Source organism: Chitinophaga sp. HK235, assembly GCF_018255755.1.
Taxonomy (GTDB): Bacteria; Bacteroidota; Bacteroidia; order Chitinophagales; family Chitinophagaceae; genus Chitinophaga.
This window is the reverse complement of the sequence record NZ_CP073766.1, coordinates 4,399,766-4,416,587: the sequence shown is the minus strand read 5'-3', so window position 1 is coordinate 4,416,587 and position 16,822 is coordinate 4,399,766. Positions and strand designations below refer to the sequence as shown.

Sequence of the window (16,822 nt, the reverse complement as noted above, 5' to 3'; positions counted from 1 at the left end):
CTGCACCACGTAGCCCCATACAGCCCCATGCTGCACCATTACTGAACTGTCAGTGTAAAACATTGATAGATAATGAGTTCAAACATTAGAGTAAACAGAGTTTGCCAATATTGTCGCCGTGATTTCGTGGCGAAGAAAACCACCTCCCAGACGTGCAGTGATCACTGTGCGAAAATGTTCTATAAGGTAAGGCAAAGGGCTGCCAAGATGGAACAGAGCGACAGCGAAACCCTGGCTATAAAGGCAAAGCCCATTGAAGAGGTAAAAATCAAAGAGTTTTTAAACATCGCCGATGCCAGCAAGCTGCTGGGCGTCAGCCGATGGACATTGCAACGGCTTATTAAACGCCGCGCATTACCGGCTATAAAATTCGGGAATCACACCATTATCAGCCGGCAACGGATCAATGATATGTTTACTCTTTAACCCCATTGTTAACCTATATCCACCTAAGCAGATGACCAAAGTAACTTTAAGGCAAAAGCCTATTTCTAAAGACCGGCAAAGCCTGTATCTGGATTTTTATCCACCTATCCCACACCCTGAAACAGGTAAACCTACCAGACGTGATTTTTGGGGATGTACCTATTCGATAAAGCGAAACAGGCAGCAGATAAGCTTCATAATACCAGCACGAAGGAACTGGCAGAGAATATCAGGGCCAAAAGACAGATTGCCGTGCAAAACAAGGAATATGATTTTCTGTCAGATTATACGCGGCAGGCATATGGGACTTCGTGGCATGAATCAAGAGGAAGAATGATATGGTATGATACGTAATGATACGTTCATCTCCTTCTAATTAGTAACCCCAAAACGAAATTATCATGAGCAAAATTTGTCATCATTAATCGGTTTCCCCGAAAAAGTCTCCCTTTCCATGCTAGCTATTGTCCGTTTCCGGATCTATCTTAGCTTGAAAGTATATAGGATGAAAAAAACAGGCTTAATCTTACTGAGCATCCTGCTGACTACTGCCTTGGTCAACGCCCAATCCCTGCCGGACTCCCTGGCCAAACAGGTGGACCTGCTTTTCCAAAAATACGCTACACCCAATACCCCGGGCTGCGTAGTTGGGATCGTACGGCATGATTCCCTGCTGTATGCCAAAGGGTACGGCCTGGCCGACCTGGAACACCAGGTACCCAACACACCGGAAAGTATATACTATATGTGCTCGGTATCCAAGCAGCTCACCGGCTATGCCATTGCCTTGCTGGCTCGGCAGGGCAAGCTGAAACTGGATGATGATATGCATATTTACCTGCCCTGGATGCCGGACTTCGGTCATCGGATCAGCGTCCGCAATTTATTGAACCATACGAGCGGTATACGCGATGATATTGGTCTTGCAGTCATCGCGGGGTTGCCGCCGGACGGGATGCTTACCCAGGAGCTGGCACTGGAGCTGCTCAAAAAACAACGGACGCTGAATTTCCCACCGGGTGAGAAGTTCTCCTACTCCAATTCCAATTATGTATTGCTGGCTGAAATCGTTAGGGCGGTTAGCGGGGAAAGCTTCCGCTCCTTCACCTCGGGACATATCTTTCAGCCGCTGGGCATGACCGTCAGCCGGTTTATAGACGATAACCAGGAACTGGTCACTAACCGGGTAGCCTCTTACACTTCCGGAGACGGCAAGCTCTTTAAGAACAGTTACCAGAATGTGTACACCTTGGGCGATGGCGGCTTGTTCACGAGTGTGGCAGATATGGCACACTGGGTCATGAACTTTTATGAACCCAGGGCGGGCGATATGCAAACGATCGCGTTGCTTACCGAAAAGGGCCGGCTCAACGATGGCCGCGAGATCCCTTATGCTTCGGGTATCAACGTCAATACTTCCCGTGGTTGGGTGCAATACGTACATAATGGTGGCCTGGCGGGTTTCCGGACAATCATCGCCGTTTACCCTGAACTCCGGACCGGCTTTATTGTGTTCGGTAATTCGGGTAACAATGACATCTATGGCGAGATCAACCAGTTGGCCACTTTATTCATACCGGATAAGCGCCAAAAAACGGCCGCCTCACCCACGATGAGACGCGACTCTGCTGTTGCTGAACTGAAAACACCGGATGAATTTCAAAGACTTACCGGTAACTATATTGCAGAGAACGGTTACCGGCTCCGTTTTGAGATCCGGGATAAACGTCTGTGGCTGAACGGTACGACCCTGCTGGTCAACGATTCCGCGTTGCATTTTTCCCCGCTCAGCAATCCGGCTGTACACTATGATTTTCATCAAACTGCGGTAGCTGTTGGTGTTAGCCTGTATAGCCCGGCCCTTTCCCGGCCGATCTACCTGGAGAGGACCAAGGATGTCAATCCCTCCGACCAGCTCTTACAAGGTTATACCGGGACCTATACCTGCCCCGAACTGGATTGCCAGTATCGGATTGAATTCAGGGACCACCAGCTATATTTTACGAATGCTGCTCACCTACCCGCAAAGATCACCTTGCTGGGCACGGATCACCTGCTTAGCGATGGCGGCCTGGACCACGTTGTGGTCATCCGGGACAAGAAAGGTCGAATAAGTGGGTTTGAGCTCAACAGCGGGGAAATGATGCATTTACGTTTTGCCCGAACATCTCCATAGCTGGGTGGGAGCGTGAAAGCCTAGCGCGGATGAGCATTATCGAGACTTGTTACGAATCATTCACAACCCCGCTTTTATTTCCCCTGAACCCACGATATAACAGGCGTCATCATCTCCCGGGCCGTTTCTGTACGGGAAGTAAAGTGCAATAATCAACACAAAGCATTCATAGCGTAATATGATGAAAGCCCTGTCAGCAGGGCTTTTTCTATGTCCGGTAGTTAATACCAATACCAAACAGCTGGCAGAGAACATCAGCGCTAAAAGACAGATTGCTGTGCAAAACCAGGAGTATGATTTTGTGTCAGATTATAAGCGGCAGGCGTGTCTTATACAGTTCTTTAGTGATCTGGTGGATAAACGTAAAAACATCAGATCATGATAATTGGACAAGTGTCCTTTAGCACTTAAAAGGTTATGCTAAGATCGTTGATGAACCAAACGTGAAACCCAAAATAAGGATGATGATAGCAGAAGATTTATAACGTGTGTATCGGGAAGCAATTACTCGTTTTTATGTTATCCCATCCTAAAATAAAAACATTTCAGGACGGGACATCGTTACATTTTCCAGCCAGCACTAATCATTATCTTCCCCGGATTTGGCGTCTACTTTCAGGCCGAGGGCTTTCAAGCCCTTCTGATGTGCGCCGAAGTACTCTTTAGGAAAGGGTTTGTCACCATGTATGGTGGACCATACATACTCACTAAATATCAAGGCATCCTTATCAATAAGATCCGGCCTGGAGAAATCCATTTTCTGTGTCAGTGGCGCTAATCTGGCGGTGGTTTTATTTTTGATCATTTCCTTTGGGGGATTCATCTCGTTGATGGCAATTGATGGCGTCAGGCTATTGTAAGCCGTATAGTCAGGGTTTTGCTGAAAGCACGCTGTCATTAACGGAGCTGCTGCGACCAATTGATTCATGGGTTGTACGCCGAATATCTGGCAGATGGTATGTAGTACAGATGATTGATTGTAGAAATTACTGATGATAGTGTCCCGCTTTACATAAGGGCCCGCAACCAAACAGAATGAACGATGGCCATCCACATGGTCTGTGCCGCTTTGAGGATCATCTTCATTAATAAATATAGCCATATCCTTCCAGAAGGAACTTTTCGAAAGGGCTTCCACCACTCTGCCTGTTGCCCAGTCGTTGTCTGTTACATAGGCGCGGGGAGTAGGTGTATGCTCACTATACCCATTGGTATGGTCATTGGGTAAATAGACAATAATAAATTCAGGCAGGCTGCCTGCTGCTTCGTATTCCTTCAGTGCCTTGATGAATGCGTCGGCCCTGACCTGATCTGTAATATTCATGTTCCAGCCAGGGAAACGCAAGTCACTGTACTTTTCCAGGCTTTTCATTGCGTACGAACATTGGTACTGGGCGGAATCGTTTTTATTTTTCCAGGCGTTATATACATCGGTCCAGGTCTTTCCTTTTGTTATTTCAGCGAGGTCTGTTTCTCCAAAATTTCTGAATGAAATGCCTTTACGCAGCAAGTGATCCCAAATGAAACCACAACCTGCAAAAGACAGGGGATCTGTTCCAAAATCATAGGCACAATGCCCATTTGAAAAATCTTTTTCATGATAAGGTGTAGTAATTCCCTGGATTGCCCATTGGTGCCCGTCGCTTGAATTAACACCATTACAATAGTAATTGTCCAGGAGAACAAATTGTTTAGCCAGTTCGTGGGTATTGGGGGTTATCTCTTTCCCAAATTCAACAAGTCTGGGATCGCAGTTACCTTTTCCGAAGTCCCCCAGCACCTGGTCAAATTTTTTATTCTCTTTAATAATATATACTACGTGTTTGATAGGAGTTGGTTCTCCGAGGTTATCAGGGATGGGTTTAGGTTTAGCGTTTAAATTGGCTGTGGCCTGTGCTCTTAACAATTCTATAAAATGAAATCCTTTGCTGGCTTCTGTTGTATATGCATCTACCTCAGCTTTACTGGTTGGGAGTACAACCTTTTGCACTTCCCCTTTCAACGCAGTCACGTTTCCAATAAATAAATTGTTTCCGCTAACACCTATGCTTCCCGGAAAACCACCTGCTGCAATAAAGCCATAGGGGGCTTTCCCGGGATGTGTCGGATCAATGAGTGCGATTGAATTATTGCCGGCATTGGCAGCCAATAGTGTTTTTCCGTCGGAACTGAATGTCAGTGCGGTTGTCAGGCTACCATAGGGGAGAGAAGGATCCGGCTTGGTATTAATTGTATGCACGACTTTTAAGGTCTTTACATCTATCACGCTAATGCCATCTCCGCTATCATCAGTTACATAAAGGGATTTACCGTCAGGAGATAAAACCATTGACTCCGGGTGGATGCGGGTAGCAATCTCGGTAATCTTTTTTCTTGACTGAACATCAATTACGGTAACGGAGCCACGCAATGCCACTGATCGTTCATCCACCGCAACATCTGTTCCGGCCGATTTTTCTGTTCTATCCCCTTTCCCAGGACGCGGCCCTCCGAAATTGCTCACGAATGCCAGCTTTTTGTCTTTGCTGATGATTATTGCATAGGGACAAACACCTACTGGGATCGTGCTTAATAACTTACCTTTTGGAAGGTCAACAACAGCAATCTCGTTTGTGATAGCAAGCGCTACAAAGGCGATATTATTTTTACATAATCCAATTCCTAAGGGGTTGGTTTTTTTATTATGGGCCGATAGATCGATTTTCTTTGTAAGCGTGAATGTTCCTGAGCTGCTAACATTTCCTACATATAAATTCTTTTCCAACCCGGTAAAATAAATAGTAGAATCGTTGTCATCTACTGCAAGGCCATTCATTGAGCCTGATTCCTTATCAAGATAGTCGAAGGAATTAAGTGTGTTAAAATCTTTTGCATCAATAAAAGACAGCCGCTTGTTGGTTTTTGCAATGAGTATATGCTGTTGATGAGCGAGTTCCAGGTTTAATACCCTGGTTCCTTTTGTTAAACTGAGGCTTTGTCCTGCAGGATTCAGTAATTGACCATTTGCCAACAGTTTATCTCCCGCCAAAAACTGGTTCCAGGAAGTATCTACGGGGCTTCTGATATCCTTTCTTGGTTCCGGACTGTTTGATATTACCTGTGCCTGTATGCCTGGAGCAGCCAATAAAAAGCATGCAAAAATGCTTTTTAGAAAAGAATGTTGTACTGTCTTCATAATATATTTTAGCAGTTATTGAAATGGTATCAGAGAACGCATTCCCCAGGATTGGTTCATGAACTTAATATAGTATAGCTAAACTTGTATTAATAAATCCTAAAGTACGGCAGCCGGTTTAATCTTGCAATAATTAATGTTGATTACTTTCTGTATCGGGGAGTTGGTTACGAATGGAAAAGTTAGGGAATTCGTGGTAAAAGCCGGGAATAGAATGATACGTAACGATGCAGTATGATCCATCCAGACTCATCAGATCTCAGCTGCAGGTTTTTACTGTTGACGCTTCGCCATGTCTTCTTTTTGCTGTTTGATATTCTGGAAAAAGGAAATTGGAAGTCCGGTTAATTGCATCAATTCATCTGACATTATCCAAACCGAAGAATAGCCTAGTTTCCTCGCAATGGCAATCGGGTCTAAATTGGTATAGACCAGTAGTTCCTTTACTTTATTAACCCGTACCTCCATCGCATATTGCTGGATAGTTTTTTCATTCCTGTCGATAAACCAAATTTCCACTTCGGTCCGGGTAATGGGCAATCGGGATTGAATATAATTATCCAGGCAAAAGCTTTCATTAAACTGAAAATCGTCATTGTAAATTTCTTCTATCAATGTTTTTACATTGTCAATAATAAGATTTTCTATTTCTTCTTTATCCTGCATGTGATTGTGGTTACGTGAGGGCAGATCAATTGGGTATACGATTTCTTTCATGTCAGATCGTTGGTGGTAATGAATTTTGTTTCGAAAGATATTTCAATTCAAACGCCTACCAAATCAAGGAATTTACGTTCTTTCACGGCTAATTGTTTGTATTGGGAGGGAGTAGTGCCTGTAAGTTTTTTAAACTGGGAAGACAAGTGGTGAACACTGCTAAATCCGACTTCAAAGGCAATTTCGCTAAGTGATAATTGATCATAATCCAGCAGCTCCTTTACTTTTTCAAGGCGTTGTAACATGAAATACCGCTCAACAGTGATGCCTTCCATTTTGGAGAACAAATCGCTCAGGTATCCGAAATCATAAGCCAGTTTTCCTGATATAAAGCTTGAGAGCTTGTATTGATGGGAGTCGGGACTCAGAGACAGGTAGTCTCTTACGCTTTGTTTTATCTCTTCTACAAGCTGATTCACCCGGCATTCAATGATCTCCAGTCCGATATTGCTAAGGCTATCTGCCAGTTGTTTTTGGCGACTTATATCCAATTCATGTAGAAGGGTTATTCTTCCAAGATCCACATCTGACGCGCTAATATCCAGTGAAGCCAAAATGTTTTTGACAATGAGAATGCATCGTTGGCAAACCATGTTCTTAACGTGAAGGGTATAAACGAATTCCATTATTATTTGGGGGATTGATAATCTCCTGAAAAATTGCGTTGAATGCTTAGTGCTGTTTAATTACAGAGATTGCAATAACAGTTAATCGTAAAGTCATTACTATGAGGAGGGAGTACAGCAGTTTCCATTCCAGCGGCATGGTCCAGATAGATGCGATGGCGAGTTTGGTTTTGAGAACGCCTGAATACATTCGGCGCCAGTAATTTGTTTTTGAAGTTAAATGCTGTTTCATCATTATCTATTGATTGTTATATAATGGCGCAAAATTACAAAGGTGAAACCTGGTAAGTTTGAATGAAACAGCTGTTGATTTGAATAAACTGGCTATTCTCGGCTAAGGAGGAGCTTCATAGCTTAAATATTATGGAAGAATCCGAAATGGTAAAGAGGTTTAAGTGCGGCATAAGCAGAGGGTTGCGCTCCGAACATCTGGAAAAAGGTACGGGAAAAATGCGCCTGATCGGAGAAGCCTGCCTCGTAAGCGGCTTCTTTGGATGATTTACCTTCCATCAGGGTTTCGGTTGCCACTGCCACCCGTTGCCAAATAACATACTGCCGGAGTGGGGCCCCCACCTGTTCCCGGAATAGGTGCAAAAAACGGTTTTCAGACAAGTGCACTTCTGATGCCAGTGCCGCCGCAGAAATTTTGTTGTGAATGTTTTGACGTATGAAATAGATCGCTTTCCTTATACGGTCATCGAGTGGAGGCCTAAATGGTGTTTCCTGGAGGAGGTAATGAAAAACAGTATCCGTTAGCGAATTAAATACGTTGCTATCGGTGAGTAGCTGCCGGCGTGTCATTTGCAGGGCTTCTATTATTGGTAGAATATCTTTCTCCAGATAGTATTTAATAGGTCTTCCCTCTAAAACCTTCTCCTGAACCAGGCGTCCTGTTTGTACATCCGGCATAATGCAGGTAGTGACCTGCCAGCCATCAAACTCTTTCAGACTATGCGCAACAGCCGAATCGATGAGTACAGCCTCTGCCTGTTGCCAGCCGTCACTTTCCGTCCAAACAATGAAGGGTTTTCCATCCAGCGAACAGGTAAACTGAATAACGACGTGTTGATGAACGTCTGTTACCAGGTGCGGGGAAATCAACATACTGCGGGTGGAACCCAGGTACATGGCGGCTTTGGGATATTGCATACTCTTTCGTATTGAAGCTGCTAAATTATCACAATTGCATGGCAGTACCAAGCATGAAATGATCTTCCCCCGGTAATTATATAAGGATGCAGCAAGCGGGGAATTGCCTTACGGCAGCGTTTTTCGAAAACCTGGAATTATGTACATCTACCACTTCATGATGTAACAATGAACCCTTTTTGCCATTGTAGCTTTGTGTTATCAAATCATTCAATAATCAAAAACACAAAAAACATGGAAACAAAAAAATGCACTTGCGCCACCACTACTATGAACAACAATACCTGCACTTGCGGCGATAACTGTCCTGGCAGTACCTGTACTTGTGGCTGCAGCTGCGGAGCCTAAGCAACATCCGGGAAGAGCGTTATTCCCGCTCTTCCTGTTTCCAATTTGTTCGGCCCCATTAACGCCAAACTATTAACTCCCTGCACATAAATTATTTGGTTAAACGAGGCGCGAGCGTCGTATAGCCTTCCTTTTGCCTGAAAAATATACTCACAACAAAGAAATTATGAAAAAAATTTTACTTCTTCTTCCGATATTTTCTCTTCTTGCATCTGCATTACAGGCCCAGCGCATTCATGGCACGATAAGCGATGAAACAGGGGGACCTCTCAGTGGCGCCACGGTTTCCCTGCTTAGCGCAAAGGATAGTTCACTGATTAAGCTTAGTCTCTCAGAGAATGGCAGTTATGCTTTTTCAGAAGCGCCGCGGGATACGCTACTTATAACTATCAGCTATGTGGGTTTTGATGTCTTTTATTCTTTACCGTTCTATTTTTCGGGAAAGACAATAACCCTTCCCACTTTCCATCTGCATAAAGCCAGCAGTAATCTAAAGGGCATCGGCGTAACGGCGCGTAAACCTATGGTAGAAGTCAGGCCGGACAAAACCGTATTGAATGTAGAAGGTACCATCAATGCAATAGGGGGCCATGCGTTGGACTTGCTGCGCAAATCGCCGGGAGTTATGGTAGATAAAGATGATCACCTGACGCTGAATGGCAGGAATGGTGTACAGGTATACATTGACGGCAGGCCATCGCCACTTAATGAACAGGACTTAAGTAATTATCTCCAATCCCTTTCTTCATCTCAGATTGAAGCTGTTGAAATCATCAGCAACCCCTCAGTACAGTATGATGCTGCCGGTACAGCAGGTGTCATCAATATCAGGCTGAAGAAGAATAAATCGCAGGGCTTAAACGGTAGCATCTCAGCAGGTGTCAGCATCAGCCGTCATACAAGGATGGATGATGGTTTTTCGCTCAACTACCGTAACAAAAGACTCAACGCCTTTGGTTCGTATACCGGTGCTTTTGGTAAGTCTGGCATGGATTTCAACCTTTATCGCATTGTAAAGGATACCGCCTTTGATCAAAAGAGTGAGGTACTCTTTAAGAACCGAAGCCACAATGTCAAAGCTGGTCTTGATTACACGCTTGATACCAGAAATTCAGTCGGATTGACGGTGAATGGGAGCTTTGCCACACCCACATTGGAAAACCACAACTATACACCCATTATGTATTACCCAACAGGCAGCGAGGCTCGCATATTGGATGCTACCAACAACAACAGCATGAAAAATAATAACGTAAACGTAAACCTGAATTACACCTATAAAGATAGTACCGGCCGGCTCCTGACAGTAAATGGTGACTATGGTAATTATTCATTGAATTCTGACCAGTGGCAACCCAACACCTTCCTGCAACCCGATGGCAAAACAATAACAGGCAGTAAAAACTATTTTATCGAAAGTCCCACTCATATTGACATTTATTCAATAAAAGCTGATTACGAACACGGACTTGCTAAAGGACGTTTAGGTATTGGCGGCAAGTTTGGTTATGTTAAAACCGATAACACTTTCAATCAGTATAATGAAGCCGGTGATAGAACAGTGCTGGATAATGCTGCCAGTAATTTTTTTAGCTATACCGAAAATGTGAATGCATTGTATGCCCGGTATTCCCGTGAGTTCAAAGGCTTTTCTTTACAGGGAGGCATACGGGCTGAGCACTCAACAGTAAAAGGTGAATTGACAGGAGGGAAAAAAGCGGAAAATGATCAGACGACAGACCAGTCATTCCATAAAAGCTATCTCGATTTTTTCCCGAACCTTTCATTCACGCTTGCACCTAAAACCAACAACCAGTTTGTGCTGGCATACAGTCGCCGGATTGACCGTCCGGTTTACAAAGACCTGAACCCTTTTGAATATCGGCTGAATGAATATACTTTTCACAAAGGGAGTACACAAGTTCGCCCACAATATAGTAATACTATCAGCCTCACCTATACGTATAAGTTTCAGTTAAACACAACACTTAGCTACAGCCATGTGAAAGATGTATTTGGACAGGTGGTGGATACCGCTGATGGAACGAAGGGGTATCTCTCCAATCGTAATCTGGCTGCACAGGATATCACCAGTATCTCCTTCAGCTTTCCCTTTCAATATAAGAGCTATAGCCTTTTCGCCAATGTGAATGGTTATTATTCAAAATACAACGCTTCCTATGGCGCCGGCCGGGAGTTGAATCTGGATGTATATGGAGCGAATATATTCCTGCAAAACAGCATCCGTTTTGGGAAAGGGTGGACCGGAGAATTGAGCGCCTTTTACAATACTCCTTCCATCTGGCAGGGTAGCATGAAGGCGGCAGCTATCTGGAGTGCTGATGCCGGCCTGCAAAAACAACTATTGCAGGGTAATGCTGCTATCAAAGTAGCTGTGAGCGACTTGTTCAACACCTTGAAGTGGAGCGCCAGCTCGGATTTTGCCGGACAGAAAATTTGGGCGGCGGGTAAACAGGAAACCAGACAATTTAAAGTATCCTTTACCTATCGTTTCGGAAACAGTCAGGTAAAAGCGGCAAAACAAATCGAAAGTGGTACAGAAGAAGAACATAAACGCGTGAAGAGCAATGGATTGGGCAATTAAAATTTCTTTGAAGCGGCCGTCTGATAAAGACGGCCGTTTTTATTTTATCATCCAGGTAATGAACTCAATCCTGCTTTCCTCCACATAAATGCTAAAATCGTTGTAAAGTTTTCATGTTTGTCTTGATAATTTGAATAGTATAATGATTTTATTTTAATCAAAAATGATCATATTTTAACTTTTTTGTAAAAAAACTATTAAAAAGTTGTGGAACTAGAAAAGTTTACATAGGTTTGAATTGCTAGATAAGAATACTGAATCAAGGGGGAACTCTTATTTTTTTTCAGAAAGAGCTAAAACGTTTTACCAGGACTGATACATTTTTACTGTATTCGTCGGGAGTAAATATTACACCTGCAACTTTTTTATTACCAGATCATCAGTTCAACCAAGAATCAGTCAGAGGAGCAAAGACCAGATTGTCATTTTTTTAATTAAACATTCAACCAGAGATTTTACTTAACAGCCAACAGTAACTGTATTCCATTTTAGAAAATTCAGCCAACTGCAATTGGATTTTGTGCTATGCCATAGCGCATTATAAGCTACTGCTATGCCAAAAAGATAGTATCAACCAAATAATGGCTAAAGGCTATTAATAATCAAAATTCTACGTCTCTTTTATTCGCATTCATCAAAAAAAGTAAAAAATGAAAAGATCGCTGTTCTTATGCGTGTCTCTTCTTCTGCTTTGTTGTCAGGTAATTCTGGCGCAGGAAAAGAAGGCAATTACCGGTAAAATACAGGATGCAAAAGGAAATCCGATTATTGGTGCAAGTATACAGGAAAAGGGTACTACCAATGGCACTACCTCTGATGCCGACGGGAACTACAAACTGAATGTATCGTCTAATGCCACCGTGATTATTAGTTCTGTTGGTTATTTGAAACAGGAACTGCCCGCAGGTAGTCACACTGTACTGAATGCCCGTCTGGATGATGATACAAAGGGCCTGAGTGAAGTAGTAGTAACCGCTATGGGTATTAAAAAAGACCGGCGTAAAGTAGGCTATGCTATTTCCACAGTATCCGGTGAGGATATTGTTAAGTCTTCTCCTACCAACTTCGCTTCTGCTTTATATGGAAGGGCTGCCGGCGTAAAAATTCAATCTGCTCCCGGTGGCGGTACCAGCGCGGTGAATATTAAGATCCGCGGTCTGAACTCCATCAATGGTGATAACCAGCCACTGATTGTAGTAGACGGTGTTCCTATCCGTAATGATATTGTGAACAATGGTGGTTACTGGAGTGATACCCGTATCCGTGGTAACAGTCTGCTGGATATCAATCCTGATAATATTGCCGATATCAATATCCTCAAAGGTGCTGCTGCTACTGCGTTGTACGGTTCCAGCGGCAGTAACGGTGTAGTGATGATCACCACCAAAAGCGGTACTAAAGGAAGAGGTCTTGGCGTAGATGTTAACTATTCCTATGGTGTTGAGCAAGTGGGTGTAACACCTGATCTGCAAACTACCTATGGTCCGGGCTACGACAGAGCTACCAATAAATCTTCTTTTGGCGCTGATGATGATGGCTGGATTCATATGGGTACTATTAATGGTAAGGATGCCATACGGCCTATCTTCCGCGCCTACGCCCAGTTCGGCCCTAAAATGGAAGGACAGGATGTTTACTGGTGGGATGGACAATTCCGTAAGTATGTAAGCCATAAAAATAACTGGAAACAGTTCTATCGCGATGGCTACAGCTCTATTGCTAACGTTGCGATATCAAATGCCAGCGACAAACTGACCTACCGTTTCTCCTATACCCGTAACGATTATCAGGGGGTGCAGATTGGTGGTAAACAACAAAAAAATACGTTCAACTTTAATACGACTTATAAAATCACTCCTAAGCTGACTACAGACATCGTACTCACTTATGTGAATGAAAAAGTACATAACCGTCCTGAGCAGATTAACCGTGTAACCTCCAACTATGGTGGCTTCTTCAGTTCTGCTGACTATATGGATGTGTACATGAACAAATATAAAACCAGCAAAGGATACAAGTGGGTGAAGTTTGATGATACTTCCAAAGATCCTGCAGAGGCGATTAAATACAGTATCAGAGCTTATGATTACATGGATTTTCTCTGGAAACAACTGGAAAACAGCTACGATGAAAGATCCAATCGTCTGTTGTCCAGCCTTACCCTGAGCTATGAAATTGCGAAAGATCTGAAGTTGCGTGGAAGAATAGGTAATGACTTCACCGGGTATAGTGCAGAAACCATGAACAGAGCTGAATTTCCGCTGTCATTTGGTGAAAGTGGTGCATATGCTACAAACAACAATGTGTATAACATCGTATACGGCGACGTATTACTGTCTTACAACAAACAACTGTCTAAAAACATTGGATTCAGTGCCAGCGCGGGTTATCAGGCACGCCGGGAAGAAAATCGTTTTGTGGGTATTGGTACCAATGGTGGCCTTACGCAGGAAAACTGGTTTAGCCTGAATGCTTCAAAAAATCCGATCTCTGCCAGCTCTACCTACCGTCAGTATTATCAACAGGATGGTTTATTTGGTACTGTAAGCTTTGATTATAAAAACTTCCTGTTCCTCGAGGGTACTGGTCGTTATGAAAGAGCTTCTACACTGGCTCCCGGCAACAATGCCTATTTCTATCCCAGCGTAAGTGCTTCACTGGAACTGACTAAAGCGCTGAAACTCCCTTCCTTTGTGGACTACAGCAAACTGCGTTTGTCTTACGGTGAAGTAGCTACTGCTGCCGGTATATATTCTTCCAACGTAGTATATAGCGGCTATACCATGAATGGGGTACCTGCACTGCTTCCGCAAAGCGCTTATGGTAATAATAACCTGAAGCCGGAACGTAAACATGAAGTGGAAGTAGGCTGGGAAACCAAATTACTGAACAACAGACTGGGCTTTGATGTGTCCTATTACAACGGTACCATTAAAGGACAGATCATTAACCTGACCATACCTTCCAGCACCGGTGCCAACTCTATCTGGAAAAACGTAGGAGATCTCAACAACTATGGTTTGGAAGTAGCACTGAATGGTACGCCGGTTACCACCCGTAATTTTGACTGGAACATGCGCGCTACACTGGGCTACAACAGAAACAAGCTGAAAAGCCTGATGCCTGGTATGGATAAACTGGTACTTTCCAATGTGGATAATGGTTCCCTGCTGGTAACTGCAAGAGTGGGTGAGGCTGCGGGTGATATCATGGGCTACAAACGTAAACAGGATGCGCAGGGCAACTACATGATTGATGCTAACGGTTATTATATCATAGATTTTGATCATCAGGTAAAACTGGGTAACATCCAGGCAGACTTAACAGGTGGCCTTGCCAATACACTGCGTTATAAAAACTGGACCCTCGACTTTCTGGTGGATTTCCGCTGGGGCGGTCAGATGATTTCTACTTCCAACTACTATGGTACAGGTGCCGGTATGTATAAGAGCACTTTAGCCGGTCGTGATGCAGAACATGGCGGTGTAGCCTACTATGTAGATGGTAGCGGTAAAAATGTAGCTGCGGGGAGCGGAGCTCCGGCTGGTGCAAAAGTTTATCATGATGGTGTTGTCCTGAATGGTTTAACAGCAGATGGTAAGCAGAACGGAACAATCATTGATGCGGCCAGCTATTATCTGAACACCTACAGCTGGGGTTCATGGCCTGGTTCCGGCTCTTCCAGTACTTATGAAGGTGCTGTATTTGATAACAACTTCATCAAATTCCGCGAACTGTCATTGAATTACACAATGCCAGTGAAATTAAAAAGCAAAGTAAAGGCACAAAACCTCACTGTAGGCGTGTTTGGCAGAAACCTGTTTTATCTGTACAAATCATTGCCTAACCTGGATCCTGAGGTGGGTATTGGTAGCAGCTTTGTTAGCCAGGGTATTGAATCCGGTACCACAGCAGCTTCCCGTACCATGGGGGTGAATCTTAGATTGAGCTTTTAATTGATCTGTTTTTTAAAATGAGAAAAATGAAAAGGAATATTCTGATAATAGCAATGATGGCCGCGGTGTCAGCGGGCATTTTCTCAGGGTGCAAAAAATCGCAGTTTGATGATCGGTATTATGATCCGGAGAAAACAACCTTAGCAAATATCGACGGTTTATACAGTGGTTTATTCAAAAACAGGCGTATTATTCCTAACTACTGGAACCTGTATACGTTTATTGCTCCTCAAACGAGCCGGTATGCGCAGTCATTGGGTTTTGCAAATACTAACCGCATGTATGAGCAAACAGTGAACTATACGCAGGACCGCTGGAATGATTTCTATACTGCACCAGGTTCAAATTTTTCCGGTCCTATAGCGAGTTTCCGCGAAATGGAACGCCTGTATAATGCCCTTAAAACGGATGCGGAAAAACAAGGTTATTTACTGTTCATGGAAACCGCGCGTATTTTTGTTTATGACCAGGCTACGCAGATGGTGGATTTATGGGGAGATATTCCTTTTACCGATGCCGGTAAACTGAATGCTACCGGAGGAGAGCTGATACTGGCGAAGTATGATAAAGGTAAAGATGTATATGATCTGGCATTAACTGATCTGAAACGGATCAGCGACTACCTGTCTACTGTGCAGGCAGACCAGTTTTATCAGAATAAATTGACCAAGCAGGACTTTGTATTGAAAGGTAATCTGGTGGCATGGCGTAAATACTGTAACTCACTGATGTTACGCCTGGCGATGCGTATTTCCTACCAGGACGAGGCCAAAGCGCAAGGTATTGTGCAAACATTGCTGAGCAATCCAACAAAATATCCGCTGATAGAGACTGTCTCTGAGAACGTACAGATAGCTGCAAAAGGTCCTGACCTGTTGTCTACAGATATGCGTGACGGGTTGGGTGGTAATCTGGCACCTGGTTATATGCTGGATTCACTGATGAAACCTTCCGGTGATCCGCGCTTAAGAGTATTCTTTGCGAAAAACAAGAGTGGTGGTTACTTTGGTGTGCCACTGTCCTGGGATGGTGGTCGTCAGTCAGACTCCATTTCCTCCGGTTTTATTTCCCGTATAGATTCTGTAACATTCATCAACAACGTGAACTTCCCGGGTATTATATTAACTGCTGCAGAAGTTAGTTTTTCTAAAGCGGAAGCCTATGAAAGATGGGGTGGTGGTGATGCTAAAGCGGCCTACGAAAACGGTATCAAACAATCTATTACCTACTATTTCAATATCAATGGCATGAGCGCCTGGGGAACTCCTGCCCAGGCCGCTACTGCAGCAGAAATCAGCGCTTTGCTGACCAGTCCGCAGGTTGCCTATGGTACGATAGGGAAAGATGATAACCTGAATAAAATAGGATTACAGAAATGGGTAGATTATGGTGTGATGTTATCTCCCCAATCATGGGCAGAGATGAGAAGAAGCGGCTATCCCAAACTGTATTTCCCGAAAGATGTAGGTACTACTACCATGCCTACGCCTCCGCTGAGATTACTCTATCCTGATAAAGAACGCACATTGAATGCTGACAACTTTAAAGCTGTTGCTGCACAAGATGGAGCGTATAATAAAATCTTTTGGCAGGTAAGGTAAAACCTGTCATTGATTTGTGAGAAAATGAAGACAGCAATAAAGC

At 43.8% G+C, this 16,822-nt stretch carries 11 protein-coding genes; 7 read left to right on the top strand and 4 right to left on the bottom strand.

The features are described 5' to 3' along the window. Nucleotides 1-72 precede the first annotated feature (72 nt). From KD145_RS16090 to KD145_RS16075, 4 genes are all read left to right on the top strand, one after another. Entirely contained in the window at nucleotides 73-426 is a 354-nt protein-coding gene (locus tag KD145_RS16090) for a helix-turn-helix domain-containing protein (protein ID WP_211999894.1), read from the top strand. A gap of 153 nt (nucleotides 427-579) precedes the next feature. Continuing rightward, on the top strand, nucleotides 580-780 hold the full coding sequence (locus KD145_RS16085) for a hypothetical protein (protein WP_211999892.1): 201 nt from the start codon (nucleotides 580-582) through the stop codon (nucleotides 778-780). Between the two features lie 151 nt (nucleotides 781-931). Further along, complete coding sequence (locus tag KD145_RS16080) at nucleotides 932-2,602, top strand: serine hydrolase (RefSeq protein WP_211999891.1); 1,671 nt, start codon at nucleotides 932-934, stop codon at nucleotides 2,600-2,602. A gap of 178 nt (nucleotides 2,603-2,780) precedes the next feature. Further along, nucleotides 2,781-2,984: a hypothetical protein gene (locus KD145_RS16075; protein WP_211999890.1), complete on the top strand. Its 204-nt coding sequence runs from the start codon at nucleotides 2,781-2,783 to the stop codon at nucleotides 2,982-2,984. A 198-nt stretch (nucleotides 2,985-3,182) separates the two neighbouring features. On the opposite strand, the gene KD145_RS16070 is transcribed toward KD145_RS16075, so the two are convergent. From KD145_RS16070 to KD145_RS16055, 4 genes are all read right to left on the bottom strand, one after another. After that, the gene (locus KD145_RS16070; RefSeq protein WP_211999889.1) at nucleotides 3,183-5,630 is read right to left on the bottom strand and encodes an alkaline phosphatase family protein; all 2,448 of its coding nucleotides are present in this window, start codon (nucleotides 5,628-5,630) and stop codon (nucleotides 3,183-3,185) included. Nucleotides 5,631-6,050: 420 nt separating this feature from the next. Next, nucleotides 6,051-6,494 carry a hypothetical protein gene (locus KD145_RS16065; RefSeq protein ID WP_211999888.1) on the bottom strand — a complete coding sequence of 148 codons (444 nt, stop codon included), beginning with the start codon at nucleotides 6,492-6,494 and terminating at the stop codon, nucleotides 6,051-6,053. Between the two features lie 47 nt (nucleotides 6,495-6,541). Next, nucleotides 6,542-6,985 (bottom strand): AraC family transcriptional regulator, encoded by a 444-nt coding sequence (locus KD145_RS16060; RefSeq protein ID WP_211999887.1) that lies wholly within the window; start codon nucleotides 6,983-6,985, stop codon nucleotides 6,542-6,544. Nucleotides 6,986-7,474: 489 nt separating this feature from the next. After that, on the bottom strand, nucleotides 7,475-8,269 hold the full coding sequence (locus tag KD145_RS16055) for an AraC family transcriptional regulator (protein WP_211999886.1): 795 nt from the start codon (nucleotides 8,267-8,269) through the stop codon (nucleotides 7,475-7,477). A gap of 514 nt (nucleotides 8,270-8,783) precedes the next feature. Here KD145_RS16055 and KD145_RS16050 point away from each other — a divergent pair. The 3 genes from KD145_RS16050 to KD145_RS16040 all read left to right on the top strand — a co-directional run bounded on the left by KD145_RS16050 (nucleotide 8,784) and on the right by KD145_RS16040 (nucleotide 16,779). After that, nucleotides 8,784-11,222 (top strand): TonB-dependent receptor, encoded by a 2,439-nt coding sequence (locus KD145_RS16050; RefSeq protein ID WP_211999885.1) that lies wholly within the window; start codon nucleotides 8,784-8,786, stop codon nucleotides 11,220-11,222. 650 nt (nucleotides 11,223-11,872) lie between these two features. After that, the gene (locus KD145_RS16045; RefSeq protein WP_211999884.1) at nucleotides 11,873-15,178 is read left to right on the top strand and encodes a SusC/RagA family TonB-linked outer membrane protein; all 3,306 of its coding nucleotides are present in this window, start codon (nucleotides 11,873-11,875) and stop codon (nucleotides 15,176-15,178) included. Between the two features lie 26 nt (nucleotides 15,179-15,204). Continuing rightward, the gene (locus tag KD145_RS16040) at nucleotides 15,205-16,779 is read left to right on the top strand and encodes a SusD/RagB family nutrient-binding outer membrane lipoprotein (RefSeq protein ID WP_211999883.1); all 1,575 of its coding nucleotides are present in this window, start codon (nucleotides 15,205-15,207) and stop codon (nucleotides 16,777-16,779) included. Nucleotides 16,780-16,822: the final 43 nt, after the last annotated feature.

What these genes read in the sequence shown, in the direction of transcription:
- KD145_RS16090 (WP_211999894.1), top strand. Translation starts at nt 73, where the DNA reads ATGAGTTCAAACATTAGAGTAAACAGAGTTTGCCAATATTGTCGCCGT.
- KD145_RS16085 (WP_211999892.1), top strand. Translation starts at nt 580, where the DNA reads ATGTACCTATTCGATAAAGCGAAACAGGCAGCAGATAAGCTTCATAAT.
- KD145_RS16080 (WP_211999891.1), top strand. Translation starts at nt 932, where the DNA reads ATGAAAAAAACAGGCTTAATCTTACTGAGCATCCTGCTGACTACTGCC.
- KD145_RS16075 (WP_211999890.1), top strand. Translation starts at nt 2,781, where the DNA reads ATGATGAAAGCCCTGTCAGCAGGGCTTTTTCTATGTCCGGTAGTTAAT.
- KD145_RS16065 (WP_211999888.1), bottom strand. Translation starts at nt 6,494, where the DNA reads ATGAAAGAAATCGTATACCCAATTGATCTGCCCTCACGTAACCACAAT.
- KD145_RS16055 (WP_211999886.1), bottom strand. Translation starts at nt 8,269, where the DNA reads ATGCAATATCCCAAAGCCGCCATGTACCTGGGTTCCACCCGCAGTATG.
- KD145_RS16050 (WP_211999885.1), top strand. Translation starts at nt 8,784, where the DNA reads ATGAAAAAAATTTTACTTCTTCTTCCGATATTTTCTCTTCTTGCATCT.
- KD145_RS16045 (WP_211999884.1), top strand. Translation starts at nt 11,873, where the DNA reads ATGAAAAGATCGCTGTTCTTATGCGTGTCTCTTCTTCTGCTTTGTTGT.
- KD145_RS16040 (WP_211999883.1), top strand. Translation starts at nt 15,205, where the DNA reads ATGAAAAGGAATATTCTGATAATAGCAATGATGGCCGCGGTGTCAGCG.